The following is a 17649-nucleotide window of genomic DNA, read 5'->3' as shown; positions in this document are numbered from 1 at the left end:
TCGCTGCGTAAAAACACCGCCGACCACCGCCAGATCACCGAAGCCCTCGCCAACGCCTACATCGCCGGCCACCTGCCCGACTTCGGCGCCGTCGTGGGGACGGCACGCAAGCTCGACCTGCCCACCTACCCGTTCCAGCATCGCCAGTACTGGTTCCGTGAGGAGCGGGTTCCGGCCGTCGCGCAGGCCGCGGACCAGAGCACGGCGATGCGCACCGACGCCGTCCGCCTCCTCGAGGACGGTCAGTTCGAAGAGCTCGCCGCGCTGCTGGGCCGCACGAACGGCGACCAGCAGCAGACCATCGAGGTGCTCAGAGAGCTTGCCGCGCAACACAACCAACAGCGCGGCACCCAGTCCATCGCCGATTCCCGCTACGAGATCCGCTGGGAGAAAGCCCCGGCCGGGTCCGCGCGCGCGGCCGAGGGGGCTGCCTGGCTGCTGATCAGCGACGACGCCGCGGCGGCCCAGCCGTTGGTCGACGCGCTGACCGCACGCGGGCACGGGGCCCAGATCCTCGGGCTGCCGATGTCCGACGCGGACGAGCAACAACTCGAAGCGACGCTGCGTGCCGCCGCGGCAGGCGACGCGGCGGTGCGGATCCTGCACGTCGCGGCCCTCGGGTCCGGTGTCTCGGACACCGTGCCGTCGACGCAATCGCTGCTGCGGATGCAGCACCGCATCCTGGGCGGGACACGACGGATCTTCCGCGCCGCGGCCGCCGCCGAACTGCGCGCGCCCATCTGGCTGGTCACCCGCGGCGCACAACGGGTCACCGACACCGACACGGTGTCACCGGTGCAGTCCTGCCTGTGGGGCTTCGGCCGCGCCGCCGCTCTGGAATATCCACGCCAGTGGGGCGGGCTGGTGGATCTGTCCGGCACCGGCGTCGACGACTGGTCACGGGTGGTCGACCAGCTGGTGGCGGCCCCGGCCGGTGAAGACCAATTCGCGTTGCGGGACAACGCGGCCTACGTGCCCCGGCTGACCCGACGCTCGGGGTTGCCGAACGGAACACCGCTGGCATTGCGCAGTGATGCGACGTACCTGGTTACCGGCGGGCTGGGTGCGATCGGCTTGGAGGTCGCCGGCTATCTGGCCGCGCACGGGGCCCGGCATCTGGTGCTGACCAGTCGGCGCGCACCGAGCGACGCCGCGCAGCAGCGCATCGACGCCCTGCGCGAACAGCACGGCTGCGACGTGCGCGTCATCGCGGCCGACGTCGGCAATCCGCACGATGTGGCTCGGCTGATGACCACGGTGCAGGCAGAGCTACCGCCGCTGGCCGGTATCGTGCACGCCGCCGGCGAGATCGGCAACACCCCGCTGCAAACCCTGGATGACGACGAGGTGGACCGCGTCTTCGCCGGAAAGGTCTGGGGTGCCTGGTATTTGGCCGAGGCCACCGCCGACGTCAAGCTGGACTTCTTCCTGAGCACCTCCTCGATATCCGGGGTGTGGGGCAGCTTCGGGCAGAGCGCCTACGGCGCGGCCAACGCCTTCCTCGACGGGCTGGCCTGGCGGCAGCGTGCGCAGGGCGTCCCGGGGATCAGCGTCAACTTCGGACCGTGGATGTCGGGGTCGGCGGGCATGGCCGACGCGGAATCCCGCGCGCACCTGGACAAGCGGGGCGTCCAGACGTTGTCGCCCGCCGACGCATTGGCGGGCATGGCCGACCTCATGGCGTCGTCGTCCGCGCAAGGGGTGGCAAAGGGTCCTGTGCAAGGGGTCGTGGCCCGGATCGACTGGGCCAGCTTCCTGCCGCTCTACCAGATGGCGGGCAAGCGAGCCTTCCTGGCGCAGCTGGAACGCGAGGTGCCTCAGTCGGAGTCGGCGCCGGCATCGGCGTCGGGTGCCACCCAGCTGGTGGACCGGCTCGCCGCCGCCCCGGTGCAGCAGCGCAAGAAGCTCGTCGTGGACTACCTCCGCGACGTCGTCGCGGAGGTGACCCGGATCGACGCCGCCGGGATCCGCGACGAAGCCGGGTTCTTCGATCTCGGCATGGACTCGCTGATGGCCGTCGAAATGCGGCGCCGCGTCGAGCGCGCCGTGGGCAAGGAGCTGCCGTCCACCCTGGCGATGGACTATCCGCGCCTGGTCGACGTGGCGGACTTCCTGCTGCGCGACGTCCTCGGCATCGACGGGAAGGCGGCCGCCGATGCGGGCGCCAAAGCGGCGGCCCAGCCGGTCGCGGTCGTCACGACGCACGCCGAGGAGCCGATCGCGATCGTCGCGGTGGCCTGCCGCTTCCCGGGTGCGCCCGATCCCGAAGCGTTCTGGGAGGAGTTGGCCGGCGCCGTCGACGCGATCCGCGAGATCCCCGAGGACCGCTTCGACGTCGACGAGTACTACGACCCGGATCCCGAAGCGCCGGGCAAGATCTACACACGCTACGGCGGATACCTCGAAGGGGTCGACGGATTCGATCCGGAGTTCTTCGGCATCTCCCCGCGCGAGGCCGTGTGGATGGATCCCCAGCAGCGGTTGATGCTGGAAATCGTGTGGGAGGCCCTCGAAAGGGCTGGTTACGCGCCGGCGTCGTTGCGCGGCAGCAAAAGCGGCGTGTTCGTGGGGGTCGCGGCCAACGAGTATTCGCAGCTGCTCAACGCCAACTCGGTCGAGACGATCGAAGCCCACTTCATCACGGGCAACGCGCTCAACGTCATCGCGGGCCGGGTTGCCTTCGCGCTCGGCCTGGAGGGGCCGGCGATGGCAGTCGACACCGCCTGCAGCGCGTCGCTGGTGGCCGTCCATCAGGCCTGCCAGGCACTGCATTCCGGTGACTGCGACATGGCGCTGGCCGGTGGGGTGAACGTGCTGGTGAGCCCGGCATCCATCGTGGCCGCCTCGCGTGCCAGAATGCTTGCCGCCGACGGCCGATGCAAGACCTTCGACGCCGCCGCGAACGGCTATGCGCGCAGCGAGGGCTGCGGGGTACTGGTGCTCAAGAGGCTCAGCGACGCCGAACGCGACGGAGACCGGATTTGCGCAATCATCCGGGGCACCGCGGTCAACCAGGACGGCGCCTCCAGTGGTTTGACCGTGCCGAACGGCGGTGCGCAGCAACGGCTCATCGCCACCACGTTGGCCCGCGCCGGTCTGGCCGGCGGGGAGGTCGACTACCTCGAGGCGCACGGCACGGGCACTTCGCTGGGTGACCCGATCGAGGTGCAGGCCGCCGCGGCCGTCTACGGCGCCGACCGTGACGCGGACCGGCCGCTGCTGATCGGGTCGGTCAAGAGCAACATCGGCCACCTCGAGTCGGCGGCGGGCATCGCCGGCCTGATCAAGGTCGTGCTGTCGTTGGAGCACGAAATGCTGCCGCAGAACCTGCACTTCGCGACGCCGTCGCCGAACATCCCGTGGGACTCCCTGCTGGTGCAGGTCGTCGACAAGGCGAGGCCGTGGCATGCCGACGGCCGGCCGCGCCGCGCCGGAGTGAGTTCCTTCGGATTCTCCGGCACCAACGCCCATGTGCTGATCGAGGAGGCGCCACCGCGATCGGCGGACGCCGACGAATCCTCGGACGCCGCACCCGACGTCATCGGGGCGCCGGAGTCGGGCGCCACAGTGGACGGCTTCGGTCTGTTGCCGCTGTCGGCGCGCTCGCCACAGGCGCTCATTGCGTTGGCGCAGCGCTACGGCACCTGGCTGGAGGCTCATCCACAGGTCGACATCGCCGACGTGTGTTTCACCGCCGGGGTGGGGCGTTCGCATTTCGAACACCGTGCCGCGCTCGTCGTGGATTCGGTAGCCGGTGCCCGCGAGTTGCTGGCCGAATTGGCCGAGAACCGGCTGGGTCCGGGTGCGGTGCGCGGCGAGTGCGGTGACCCGCCGAGGACGGCGTGGTTGTTCACCGGGCAGGGCAGTCAGTACCCGGGGATGGCGCGCGAGTTGTTCGACACCGAGCCGGTGTTCGCCGAGACCGTGCAGCGCTGTGCCGACGCGGTCGACGGCATGCTGCCGCGCCCGTTGCTGGAGGTCATGTTCGACACAGACGGCTCCGACAACGGAGAATCGCTGCGGCACACCTCGTTTGCGCAGCCGGCACTGTTCGCCGTCGAGATGGGTCTGGCCCGCCTGTGGCAATCGTGGGGCATCGAACCCGACGTGGCGCTCGGCCACAGCGTGGGCCAGTACGCGGCGGCGTGTGTGGCCGGGGTGTTCGGCCTCGAGGACGGGGCACGGTTGATGGCCGAGCGCGGCCGGCTGTTCGGCAACCTGCCCGAGGGCGGCCGGATGGTGGCGGTGTTCGCCGACGCCCAGCACGTAGAGCGCGTCGCCGACGAATTCCCGCACGTGTCCGTCGCGGCCTACAACGGCCCCAACACGGTGTTGTCGGGCCCGGCCGCAGATCTGGAGCAGGCTGTCGGCAAGTTGACCGCGGACGGAATCCGGTGCACCTGGTTGGAGACCAGCCACGCCTTCCATTCCGAGCTGCTGGAACCGGCGCTCGACGAATTCGAGTCCTACGCAAGCAAGTTCGAATTCACCGTTCCGGCCATGCCGCTCGTGTGCAACCGCACCGGCGCGGTGCTCACCGCGGACACCCCGCTGGACGCGAAGTATTGGCGGCGGCATTCCCGCCAGCCGGTGCAGTTCGCCGAAAGCGTGCAGACCGTGGCCGCGCTGGGCTGCTCGGTGCTGATGGAGATCGGCCCGCAGCCGGTCCTGACCGGCGCCGCGGTGCAGGTCTGGCCGGATTCCTCGGCCACTCCGCGTAGCGTTGTTTCGCTGCGCAAGAGTACCGACGACCGGCACCAGATCGCCGAAGCGCTGGCCGCGTCCTATGTTGCCGGGCATCGACCCGTGTTCACCGCGCTGTATCACCGGCCACACCGGCGAGTCGAACTGCCCACCTACCCGTTCCAGCGGCGTCGCTTCTGGCCGAAGAACGCCGACATCCGCGGCGTCGACGGTCAGGGTGCCGCCGGATCCGGAATCCTGGGCAGTGTCAAGGATCTCGCCTCCGGCGACATGGTCTACACCAGCCGGTGGTCCACCAAGACGCAGCCGTGGCTGCGCCATCACGTCATCTACGGCACTGTCGTGGTTCCCGGCGCGACGTACGCGGCAATGGCCTTGGCCGCCGTCGGGGCGCCGGCGCAGGTGCGCGAAGTCTTCTTCTACGAACCGATCATCCTGGGCGACAAGGCGTCCCGGGAAGTGCAGTTGACCGTGCATCCGGTCGAAGACGGCGAATTGACCTTCCAGGTCCACAGCCGCCCGTACGGTGACCGCGAAGCCGACTGGTCGTTGAACGCCGACGGCCGGATCGCCTCCGGCATCGAGGACGAGCCGGCAACCGAGTCGGCAGAGTCCATCGACGCCGCGTGCGAGCGGCTGAGCCGCATGCGTCCGCAGCAGCTGTTCGACACCTTCGCCGACCTGGAGCTGCAGTGGGGGCCCACGTGGTCCACGTCGCTGAAATCGCTGTGGTCCGGCGACGGCGAGGCGGTCGGCGATATCGCCATCGGCGACGAACTGGCCGAACAGCTTGGTGGCGAGCCGGTCCATCCGGTGCTGCTGGATCTGTGCACCGGAGTCGCCTTCCCGGCCTTCCCGGCGGCCCTCGTGGGCGACGAAGACGAACTGCCCGATCTGTTCCTGCCGCTGCGGTACGGGCGGGTGGAGCTGCGGGAGACGCTACCGCGGCGTTTTTATTGCCGCGCGCGGTGGCAGAGCGGCGGTTCGGACAGCGAAACGCAGGTCTTCGACCTCGATTTCGTCGACCGCGATGGGCGCGAGCTGGGCAGTATCCGCGAGTTCGCGGTCAAACGTGCGCCCCGGGAGGCATTGCTGCGCGGGCTCGGCGGCGACGCCAGCCGAAACCTCTACACCCTGGGCTGGGAGGAGACGCCGGCGCCGGAACCCGGCACCGCCCCCAAGGGTGATGTCACCTGGCTGATCGCCGGATTCGACGAGCTGGCCGCCGACGTGCCCGGTGCTGTCACGGTGGACCGCGGTTCGGCTGCGGACTCCTGGAAGCAACAACTCGCACTGGCGCAGGAACGCGGTGCGCCGGTCTCCGGAATCGTCTGGCGCAGCGCCAACCGGCCCGCCGCGGAAGAGTCGAGCGCTGAATTCGCCGCGCGGGTGGAAACCGAGATCGACCAGTTGCTCGCAGTCGTGCAGACGCTATTGGCGCAGCAGGACCTCAAACTCAGCGGCGGACTGTGGATCGTCACCCAACGGGCCGTGGCGACCGAATCCGGCGAGCCGGTCGATCCGGGGCAGGCGGCGCTGTGGGGCCTGGGACGCACCATCATCGCCGAGCAGCCGAGCCTGCGGTGCCGGCTGGTCGACTCCGATGGATTCGGCGACACCGTGCACTCGCTGGCCGGCCTGCTCAGCGCACCCGTCGAAGAACCGGAACTTGCTCTGCGACAAGGAAAGTACTTGGTGCCACGGCTGCTGCCATGGGCGCGCAGCGGGCATCTCGCCGTACCGCGCGCCGCTGACTACTTCCTGGCACCGACCGAACGCGGCGCGATCGACAACCTTCGTCTGAATGAGACGGTGGTCGCGCCGCCGGAGGCGGGCCAGGTGCAGATTCGGGTGGAGGCCGCAGGCCTCAACTTCCGCGATGTGCTCAACGTGCTCGGCCTGTACCCGGGCGACCCGGGGCAGATCGGTGGCGGTGACCTCGCCGGCGTCGTCACCGAGTTGGGTGGCGGTGTCACCGGGTTCGAGGTCGGTCAGCGCGTCTTCGGCTTCATGCCCGGGTCGTTCGCCACCCGGGTCAACGTGCCGGCCCAGTTCCTGTCGCCGGTGCCCGACGGCATCAGCGCCGTAGGCGCGGCGACCATCCCGGCCGGGGCGCTGACGGCACGGCTGGCGTTCGACTGGGCGAAGGTCGGCCCCGGTGACCGGGTGCTCATCCACGCCGCCAGCGGTGGCGTCGGTCTGGCCGCCATCCAGATCGCGCAGCAGTGCGGTGCGACCGTGTTCGCCACCGCCAGCACCTACAAACGGGCCAAGCTGCGGGAAATGGGAGTGGAATACATCTACGACTCGCGCAGTACGGATTTCGCCGACCAGATCTTGGCGGACACCGGCGGTTCGGGTGTGGATGTGGTGCTCAACAGCCTCACCAACGAGGGTTTCATCGCCGCGACCGTGCGGGCCACCGCCCAAGGCGGCCGTTTCGCCGAAATCGCCAAGCGGGACATCTGGACTCGTGAACAGATGGCGGCAGCGCGTCCTGACATCTCCTACGAGATCATCGCGCTGGACGCGTGCATCGAGCAAGAACCTGCGCGGGTGGGGACGTTGCTGGACGAGGTGGCCGACAGCATGGCCAACGGCTCGCTGGCACCGATCGCTGTCGAGGTCTACCCGGTGACGGAGGCCAAGGCAGCGTTCCGGCGCATGCAGCAAGCACGTCACATCGGCAAGATCGTGCTGCAGATGCCGCAACCGCTACAGCCGCGCGCCGATCGGACCTACCTGATCACCGGCGGGCTCGGTGCACTCGGCTTGTTCACGGCGGCCTATCTGGCGCAACTCGGCGCCGGTGACATCGTGGTGACCAGCCGGCGCGCACCCGATGCCGACGCGCAAAAAACCATCGACGACATCATGGAGCGCCACCGGTGCCGCATCCACGTCTTCGCGGCCGACGTCGGCGACGAGGCGCAAGTCGACGCGTTGCTCAAACGGATCCGGGAGGAGTTGCCGCCGCTCGCGGGCGTGGCGCACCTGGCGGGTGTGCTCGACGACGCGCTACTGAACCAGCAGAACCTGGAACATTTCCGGACGACGCTGGCGCCCAAGGCCTTCGGTGCCCGCTACCTGGACCGGTTGACGAAGGACGACGATCTCGACTTCTTCATCCTGTACTCCTCGGCCGCCAGCGTGCTCGGGTCGCCCGGCCAGGCCAACTACGCCGCTGCCAACTCCCTTCTCGACGGCCTTGCTGCCGACCGCAGGGCACACGGCCTGCCCGCAACCGGCATCAACTGGGGTCCGTGGGCCAAGGGCGGCATGGCCACGTCGCATGCCGCGCGCGCGAACCTCAGCGCGCAGGGCCTGATTCCGCTGGAGCCCGCGGCCGCACTGAACGCACTCGCCGAGGTGGTCGCCAACGGAACCGGGCAGGCAACCGTCATCAAAGCCAACTGGCAGCGTGCCGCGAAGGGGCTGGGCGTCTCCCGTCCGACTCTTCTGGCGCACGTGCTGCCCAGCGCTGCCACCGCGACACGCGGTGACAGCGAGTTGCTCCGGCAGTTGCACGAGGTGCCCGAGGGGGAGCGCGGTAGTTTCCTCACCGACTACCTGCGGCGCGAAGTGCAGAACTTCCTGCGGCTGGCGCAACTGCCGGCCGCAACCAGCCGGTTCCTGGAGTTGGGGACGGACTCGCTGATGGCGGTCGAGTTCAGCAACCGGTTGCTTCCCCAGTTCGGCGGCGCCTTCACGATCAGCGCGACCGCTGTCTTCGACTACCCGACGATCGGGGCGCTCGCCGAGTACCTGGCCGCTCAGGTACCGGAGCCGGGTGAGGCGGACCCGGTCGGTGCAGCCGAGCCCTCGCAGTGATCGCCGGGAACGGGTAGGCGCTGCCACCGGCGACACCGCAATTCGGAAAACTCACCGGACGTGTGCCGCAGGAAGCCGACAACCGATCGTCCAACGGCGAGGCTCAGCCGGACAAGGCTGCCCGGTATGGTGTCGCGATCACCAATCGGAATCTGCGTAGAACAGGCTGGCTACGTCACGTGTCCGCTCTTTGATAGTGACAATTTCGCGTTCGCTGAGCCGGTTCTTCCAGTTGAGGACATTCAGTCTGCTGTTTCGCCGGAGATTGAACTCGTCGTCTCTCACCTGTTCCAACGGGTTAAGGGTGATCCGACGCTTGGGCTGCTGCCCGCTCGCGCTTTCGGCAATGGAGGCGCGGACGTCCTCCGTGAATTCCAGGCCGAACTCGGCATAGACTTTCCGAAAATTTGCGATAGGATCCATTGACAGGTCTTCGTGCGTGACGAAGAGCCAGGTTGGATAATGTCTGCGATATTCGTCCACCACAGCATAGATGCAATTCCACAACAGCGCCCCTTCAAGAATAATGTCCTGCTCATTCTCGGCGCAATAACGGATTTCGGACTCGAAATCGCCCAGTCGGGTTTCGCGGATGAGTTGCGGTTGCGCCAGGAACACGTTGAAGTCCACTTTCCAATTCAGGACCTTCATGCTCGAACAAACCGCCGCAGGGTTCCGTATGGTGACCACAACATTCATATCGAACCGGTGCGCGAGCCAGGGGGCGGAAAACACGGCAAGTGGATCTTTGACCACCGCAGAATGCTTTCTCCGCCTGTGCATGGAAAGATCCTTGAAAATCCAGAGCATTTGTAGCGCGTCTCGCACGCTTGTGGCGTGCAGCAGATTTCTTCGCAGGGGGTACCTGAAGTTCACGAGGCGTGCCAGATAGTGATCGTATGCACGTGAGTTCTCATCGGTGATGTAGAGAAACGGCGTCAGAGGATTGGCGAAGCCGCTCAATAAGCCACCCTCCAGAGTGAAAGGCTCGTGTATGTAGCCCACACCAGGTGCGCGCGAAATCATTTGGCCAGTCCAGGTTGTGCCCGATCGGGGTGCGCCGGTCACGAGAATCGGCTTCCTGTTCTCACATGTATCGATGGGCTCGTGTTCCATGGCGATGGTCGAATGCTCCCGTCTCGTTGAAGGTCTCACCCGGCTCACATGACCCGGGTTCACATGACAATGCAGGCCCGCATGAAAATCGGGGCCTGCGGCATTGCTGCTGATTCGGGAGCGGCGTCGGCAGACCCGCCGATCGGCCAACGACCGACAGGCGGATGCCGTGCGACAAGGGACGAATCTATGCCGCCTCGGCACGCAATTGAGACCTCAGTATCCGGTACTCCAACAAGCCCGCCCGCATCTGCTCGTAGATCGCGGAGCCGGGTAGCGCAAGGAAGTTGGCCACGCGAGCATTTCCGTCACCATAAACCTGCTCGTAGTTGTTGCTCGCTTGATCTCGGGAGGCCAGGACGTTGGCGGTGATGTCACGGTCGTCCTCGGTGACAAAGCCCAGCGCCTTCAAACGGGTCCTCACATAGTCCCAGTCCTCGGGACTCAAGAAGTCCGTATGCAGGAACCAGGCCGTGGGCCGACAAATACGGCGGACTTCTTTCAGAAATTTTGGCAGATTGCCATACGAATGGGACGATTCAATGTTGATGACTGCATCGCAGGCGTCATCATCCAGGGGAATGTTCAGGGCGTCGCCGACCTTGAAGTCGAGCGAAGGCTTGGTGTGCGTTTTGCTGCAGAAGCCGATGGCTTCCGATGACAGGTCGATACCGATGACACGGGCGTTGAACTTCTCCGCGACAAGGGCGGAGTTACCGCCACGCCCACATCCTATTTCTACGACGGTGCGGTCATTGAGGTCGTGCGATCCGACGACTTCGAACACGAGTCGGACCGAGTTGACGTTGAAGGTGCCTTCGCGAATCGGGAATGCCGATTCATTGCGAGAATCGATCGGCAGGTAGCCATAATTCAGGAAGAACGACGAGTCGGCCACCCCGATGTCTTCCAGGCGCCTGCTGAGTTTGTCGTAAAAGCTGCGCCAGCCGACTGCGGTCGTGGACAGAAGGTCGTCGGCGAGGTGCGCAGACATTGCGACCGGTGTTGCACTGTCCTTCGGTTCGAGTTGCGCCGATTGTTCGCCATGGTTGTCCATTGATGTCGCCTCAATCAAATCTGCGTCGCCTCACCGAATTGTGCCGCCCCTACAGTAGCCTCGACGTCTGCGATCGCAAAGAACGCCCCGGTGCCGTCTGCTGAATCCGTGACACGGCCGGTGCCGCCATGACACGGCCGGTGCCACCATGACGCGATCGGCATCGCGACCACGGTCGACGGAACTCCGGCGCCGATCAGGCCAGTTGTCGCCGTGGCGTCTACGTCCCGGACGGGCGGCGCAGCGGCCGCGCCGACGGCTGCGGCAACGGGTCCGAGCAACTATTGCGACACGAACCAGACCGAGGAGTTGGCCCCTGCCCGTGCCGGTCGATCGGCGTGGGCCAGCAAACGACACGGCGGTCCGCGGCCGGAATCTTCTCGGGGCCCGAATATGTCGGCACACGATTGTCGTTCATCAACAGTGCACGTCTGCGGCTTTCGAGGCGCCGGTGCGCGTCGTCGCGGCGACAGCCCGGCCGGCAACCTCGTGAGCGAACGGCTTCACCCGCTCGGCGCACCGTGCGACGTGGGGCCGTGAACTGATCACCGCGAATTTGAAGGTTCCAGAGTACGGCGCGGGTGATATTACCACCGCGTAGGTTTCAGGTGAGGGATCGGCACCTGAATTTCCCCCAAGGCCAAGACAACCTCCTTGGTCATCCAGTATGGTTTAGGACTTGTTACACCTATGTCCAGTAGACGGGTACGGGAGACGCGGTGAGCATCAATCCGTTCGACGACGAAGATGGCAGGTTTTTGGTCTTGGTCAACGACGAGGAGCAGCACAGCCTGTGGCCGGCTTTCGCCGACGTTCCCTCCGGCTGGCGGGTGGTGTACGGCGAGGCGGCTCGCGCGGAGTGTCTGGACTACATCGAGCAGAACTGGACCGACATAAGACCGAAGAGTCTGCGCGATCGCTTGGCTGCGGGACAGGGGCATTGACGGTTAGCCGCGGGGAAGCGGCATTGACGCTTGGCCGCGGCACTGGGGCGTTGATAGGTAGACCGAATGACACGTGATGACCAGGCGCTTCCGCTGACGCGGGGCCAACTCGACATTTGGCTTGCGCAGGAGACGGGTCACGCCGGTACGGAGTGGCAGCTCGGTGTACTTGTGCGATTCGACGGAACGATCGATCCCGACGTACTCAAGCGCGCGATCAGTCAAGCGATGGGCGAGGCCGAACCGGCCAGGGCCGCCATCGTCGAGGCCGACGGCCAGGTTTTCCAGCGGGCGATCGATTACCCGGACGTCGAACTGGACTTCCAAGACCTGAGCGACGCGGGCCATCCGGTGCAAGAGGCTCGCGCGAGGGCGTTGTCCATCCAGCACACGCCCATGTCCCCGGCCGGCCCGCTGTTCAAATTCGCCTTGTTCCAGACCTGGGTGGACGAATTCTACTTGTTCGGCTGCTTCCACCACATGATCATCGATGGAACCGGAATCACGCTGCTCGCCAACCGGATTGCGACCGTATACGCGGCAATTGTTTCTGACTCTCCCATTCCGCCGTCCTTCTTCGGATCCCTGGAAGATCTGGTTCGGTGCGAGTCGGAATACACAGCGTCCACCGACTACCGGGAAGACCAGGCCTATTGGGCCGGCAACATTCCGTCGGACAGCGCGCCGCATGACCGGTTGTCCCCGACGGGTGGCGAGGGGGAGCAGCGTGCGCCCTCTGCGCCGGTTCGGTTGGACCCCGTCGCCCTGCGGCGAGTTCAGGAGTTGTCCGACGCGTGGAGGGTGCCGAGGTCATCGGTGATCACCGCGGCGTGCGCACTGCTGGTGCGTGGGTGGGGCGCCCAGGGCTCACAGGTGGTGCTCGACTTCCCGGTCAGCAGGCGGGTGCGTCCGGAGTCGAAGATGATTCCCGGGATGCTTTCCGGGGTAGTGCCACTGGTGATGGGCCTCTCGCCGGAGACCACGGTGGCCGACTTTTGTCAGCACGTCGATACCCGGATACGGGAAGCTTTGCAGCATCAGCGGTTCCCCGTGCATGCTTTGGAACGCAAAGCCGACCCGCGCGGCGACGGTCAGCCGCCCGATCGAGTGAGCGTCAACTTCATGCCCTCCACGATGACCATGGACTTCGCCGGTGTGGAGGCATCGGCGTCGTTCACCAACCCCGTCCAGGTGGGCAGCTTCGGATTGATCTTCTCCGGCGCCGGCGATCAGCTTTTTCTCAGTACGGCGGGCGCTGGCGGGGCATTTGCGAATTTCGACGTCCCGGAATTGGCGAGGCGACTGCAGCGGGTGTTCACCGCCATGACCGCCGACCCCGGGCGGCGGCTTTCGTCGCTGGAACTGCTCGATGCCGGTGACCTTGCCAGGCTGGACGGGTGGGGCAACCGGGCGGTGTTGACCCGCCCGGCCCCCGCCTCGGCGTCGATTCCGGTGGCGTTCGCCGCCCAGGTGGCCCGCGCCCCGGAGGCGACGGCGATCACGTGCGGAGAGCGTTCGTGGACCTACCGCGAGGTCGAGGAGGCTTCCGACCGGTTGGCGAAGCTGTTGGCCGGTCAGGGCGTGGGCCCGGGTCAGCGGGTGGCGCTGTTGTTGCCGCGTTCGGCCGAGGCGATCGTGGCGATTTTGGCGGTGCTCAAAACCGGGGCCGCCTACGTGCCGATCGACCCGTCGGTGCCGGCGGCCCGGATCGGGTTCGTGCTCGACGACGCGGCGCCGATCGCGGTGATCACCAACACCGGGTTGAGCGATCGGCTGGACGGGCGCGATCTGCTGGTCATCGACGTCGACGATCTCGACGATCCCGCCGTCGACGTGCGGTCCGACACCGCGCTGCCGGCGCCTGACCCGGAGAACATCGCCTACCTGATCTACACGTCGGGGACAACCGGTGTCCCCAAGGGGGTGGCCATCACCCACCACAACGTGATCGGGCTGCTGGACTCTCTCGCCGTCGAGTTGGCGCCGGGGCTGGTGTGGTCGCAGTGGCATTCGTTGGCCTTCGACGTCTCGGTCTGCGAGATCTGGGGTGCGCTTCTGGCCGGCGGGCGCCTCGTGGTGGTGCCCGAGTCGGTGGCGCGTTCGCCGCAAGATTTCCATGCGCTGTTGGCCGCCGAAGAAGTCGGCGTTTTGAGCCAGACCCCGTCGGGGTTCTCTGCGCTGCAGACCGCGGACGCGCTCGCACCCGAGCTCGGGCGTCGGCTCAAGCTTGAGGCCGTGGTGTTCGCCGGGGAGGCGCTCGAGCCCCAGCGGCTGTCGCCGTGGCTGGACAACCACCCGGGTTTGCCGCGCCTGCTGAACTTGTATGGCACCACCGAGACGACGGTGCACGCCTCGTTCCGGGAGATCCTGGCTGCCGACGTGCACAGCACGGCCAGCCCCGTCGGGGTGCCGCTGGCCCACCTGGCCTTCTTCGTGCTGGACGCGTGGTTGCAGCCGGTGCCCGCGGGCGTAGTGGGGGAGTTGTATGTCGCCGGCACCAGTGTGGGGTGTGGGTATTGGCGGCGTCCCGGTCTGAGTGCGACGCGGTTTGTGGCGTGTCCGTTCGGGGAGCCGGGGGCGCGGATGTATCGCACCGGGGATCTGGTGTGGTGGGGTGCGGACGGTCAGCTGCGGTATGTGGGGCGCGCTGATGAGCAGGTCAAGATCCGCGGGTACCGCATCGAGCTGGGTGAGGTGCAGGCGGCGTTGGCCTCGCTGGACGGGGTGCGGCAGGCGGTGGCGATCGTCCGCGAGGACCGACCGGGCGACAAGCGCCTGGTGGGTTATGTCACCGGGACCGCAGACCCGGCCGAAATGCCCGCCGCGCTGGCCGAGCGGCTGCCGTCGTACATGGTGCCGGCGGCGGTCGTTGTCGTTGAGGCGCTGCCGCTGACTGTCAACGGCAAACTCGACAAGCGGGCCCTTCCGGCGCCGGAGTACCAGGACGTCGATCGCTATCGCGCCCCGACCGACGCGGTGGAGGAGATCCTGGCAGACATCTACGCCCAGGTACTGGGGCTGGAACGGGTCGGGGTCGACGAGTCCTTTTTCGAGCTGGGCGGGGACAGCATCCTGTCGATGCAGGTGGTGGCCCGGGCTCGAGCCGCCGGCCTGGTGTGTCGGCCGCGCGATGTGTTCGTCGAACAGACCGTGGCCCGGCTGGCCTTGGTGGCCGAGATCACCGACGAGGACGTCGATGCATGCGACGGGGGTGTCGGGCCCGTGGTGGCCACCCCGATCATGTGCTGGCTGCGCGGCGTGGAAAGCGCGGGGAGCCCGATCGGTCAGTTCAACCAGACGGTGCTGGTCCAGGCCCCCGTGGGGGTGACCGAGTCCGATGCGGTGGCGGTTGTGCAGGCCGTGCTGGACCGGCACGCGATGCTGCGGCTGCGTGTCGACGAGGACGCCGGCGCCTGGTCGTTGATGGTGCCCGAACCCGGGTCGGTCGATGCCCGCGATTGCCTGCGGACCGTGGACGTCTTGTCCGATGCGGCGGTCGTCGAGGCGCGGTCGCGGTTGGACCCGGCGGGCGGGGTGATGCTGAGCGCGCTGTGGGTGCCCTCCACGGCCCAGCTGCTGGTGATCGCGCACCATCTGGCCGTCGACGGGGTGTCGTGGCGGATCCTGGTGGAAGACCTCAACCTCGCCTGGGCCCAGCTTCGTGCCGGCCAGCAGGTGGTGTTGCCGGCCGGTGGGACATCGTTTGCGCGGTGGGCGTCGCTGCTGGCCGAGCACGCGCACCACCCGCACGTCGTGGAGCAGGCGACCGCGTGGCAACGGGTGGCCGCGACCGCGGCGGCGCTTCCGGCGGTGCGACCCGGGGTGGATACGTTTGCCACCGCGGGGAACCTGTCGGTGGAGCTGGACGCCGAGACCACCCGCATGCTGCTCGGGGAGGTGCCGGCGGCGTTTCACGCCGGCGTTCACGACATCTTGTTGATCGCCTTCGCCGTGGCGGTGGCCGAGTTCGTGGGCACGGATGCGCCGATCGGCATCGACGTGGAGAGTCACGGGCGCGACGAGGACTGGGCGCCCGTGAAAGAACGTGTCGATCTGTCGCGGACGGTGGGCTGGTTCACCACCAAATACCCGGTGGCGTTGAACGTGGGCGGACTGGACTGGTCCCAGGTGGTGGCCGGCGACCCCGGGCTGGGGACAGTGGTCAAGGACGCCAAGGAGCAACTCCGGGCCCTGCCGGACGGTCTGACCTACGGTCTGTTGCGTTACCTGAACCCCGATGTCGATCTGGGCGGGGCCGATCCGCCGATCGGGTTCAACTATCTGGGGCGCCTGGGCGCCCCCGCCGAGGTCTCCGGTGACGTCTGGGAAATCCGGCAGGACGGATGGTCGGTCACCGGCGCCGCCGCGGGCATTCCCATGCCGCTGATGCACAGCGTCGAGCTCAACGCCGGCACGGTGGACACCGACGCCGGCCCGCAGTTGCGCGCCGGTTGGACGTGGGCACCCTCGGCCCTGAACCACGATCAGGTCAGCAGGCTGAACAGGTTGTGGTTCGACGCGCTGGCCGGCATCTGCGCGCACGTGCGAGGCGGCGGGGGCGGGCTGACCCCCTCCGACATCGCTGTTGGTCTCAGTCAGCAACAGATCGACGAGCTTGCGCGGCAATATGCGGATAGCTGACGTTCTGCCGCTGACCCCCTTGCAGCGGGGGTTGCTGTTTCACGCCACCGCCCAGGACGGCGACGATGTGTATGCGGTGCAGCTCGACATCACCTTGACTGGGTGGGTCGATCAACACCGCCTGCGTGACGCCGTGCACACCGTGGTGACCCGGCATCCCAACCTGGCGGCGCGATTCTCCGACAAGTTCGACCAGCCGGTGCAGATCATCCCCGCCGATCCCGTCGTGCCCTGGCGGTATGTCGACCTGAGCGCGGACACTCCGCAGGAGGACCGCGACGAACAGATTCGGCAGGAGTGCGCCGCCGAACGCGCCGCGGTCCGCAACCTCGCCGACCAGCCGGCTTTTCGCGCCGCGCTGATCCGCACCGCGGAAGATCAGCACCGCTTTGTGCTGACGAATCACCACATCGTGCTCGACGGGTGGTCACTGCCGATCCTGCTGGGGGAGATATTCGCCGGCTACTACGGGCAGCGCCTGCCCGCTCCCGCGTCGTATCGCAGGTTCGTCGCCTGGCTGGCGGGACGCGACCTTGATGCCGCCCGCGCGGCCTGGGGTGAGGTGTTGGCCGGTTTCGACACCCCCACGCTGGTAGGTCCGCCAGGCCGGTTGCGGATGGGACGGCGAGGTGTCGCATCGTTCCGGGTGCCCGAGCAGACCACCCGGGCATGTGGCGAGCTGGCCCGCTCGCGCCACACCACCATCAGCACCGCGCTGCAGGCTGCCTGGGCGCAACTGCTGACGTGGCTGACCGGCCGGCATGACGTCGCCTTCGGCACGACCGTGTCGGGAAGGCCCGACGAAGTGCCCGGCGCGGACTCGATGGTGGGCCTGTTCATCAACACGGTGCCGGTGCGTGCGCACATCACCGCGGCGACCACCACCGCCGAACTGCTCGACCAGCTGCAAGGCGCCCACAACCGCACACTCGAGCACCAGCATCTGGCGCTCAGCGAGATCCACCGCGTCGTCGGTCAGGAACACCTGTTCGACACCTTCTTCGTGTACGAGAACTACCCGCTCGACACGGCCGCGTTGTCGGGCCGGGACGGGTTGGCCGTCACCGGGTTCGCCCACCGCGAATTCAACCACTACCCGCTCGCGGTCCAGGCCGTGCCGGGCGATGAGCTGGGCCTTCGCGTCGAATTCGACACCGAGATCTTCGACGTCAGCGATATCGAGACGCTGATCGCGCGCTTTGAGCGGGTGTTGGTGGCGATGACTGCGGATCCGGCTCGCCGGTTGTCGTCGATGGATCTGCTCGATTCCGCTGAGCACGTCCGGCTGGACGGGTGGGGCAATCGGGCGGCCCTGACCCAGCCGATGGGCGCGCCGGTGTCGATTCCGGCGGTGTT

General features: G+C 67.2%; 4 protein-coding genes and 1 pseudogene. 3 read left to right on the top strand and 2 right to left on the bottom strand.

What is annotated here, in order from left to right:
* Window positions 1-8535: SDR family NAD(P)-dependent oxidoreductase (locus ACOJVU_RS11630; RefSeq protein WP_421529930.1), on the top strand; the 8535-nt coding region annotated here is incomplete at its 5' end.
* Window positions 8536-8673: 138 nt separating this feature from the next.
* Here ACOJVU_RS11630 and ACOJVU_RS11625 read toward each other — a convergent pair.
* Together ACOJVU_RS11625 and ACOJVU_RS11620 are read right to left on the bottom strand one after the other, a co-directional pair.
* Window positions 8674-9603 (bottom strand): sulfotransferase domain-containing protein, encoded by a 930-nt coding sequence (locus ACOJVU_RS11625; RefSeq protein WP_421529929.1) that lies wholly within the window; start codon window positions 9601-9603, stop codon window positions 8674-8676.
* 235 nt (window positions 9604-9838) lie between these two features.
* Window positions 9839-10726, bottom strand: coding sequence for a class I SAM-dependent methyltransferase (locus tag ACOJVU_RS11620; protein ID WP_421529928.1), 888 nt, complete (start codon window positions 10724-10726; stop codon window positions 9839-9841).
* Window positions 10727-11427: 701 nt separating this feature from the next.
* On the opposite strand from ACOJVU_RS11620, the gene ACOJVU_RS11615 reads away from it, so the two are divergent.
* Window positions 11428-11652, top strand: coding sequence for an MbtH family protein (locus tag ACOJVU_RS11615; RefSeq protein ID WP_421529927.1), 225 nt, complete (start codon window positions 11428-11430; stop codon window positions 11650-11652).
* 66 nt (window positions 11653-11718) lie between these two features.
* A pseudogene (locus ACOJVU_RS11610) lies at window positions 11719-17649 on the top strand (amino acid adenylation domain-containing protein); the annotation flags it as partial.

The organism is Mycobacterium sp. THU-M104 (genome assembly GCF_049197365.1).
GTDB lineage: Bacteria > Actinomycetota > Actinomycetes > Mycobacteriales > Mycobacteriaceae > Mycobacterium.
Note: the sequence above shows the minus strand (reverse complement) of the source record. Positions and strands in the feature narration are given on the sequence as shown.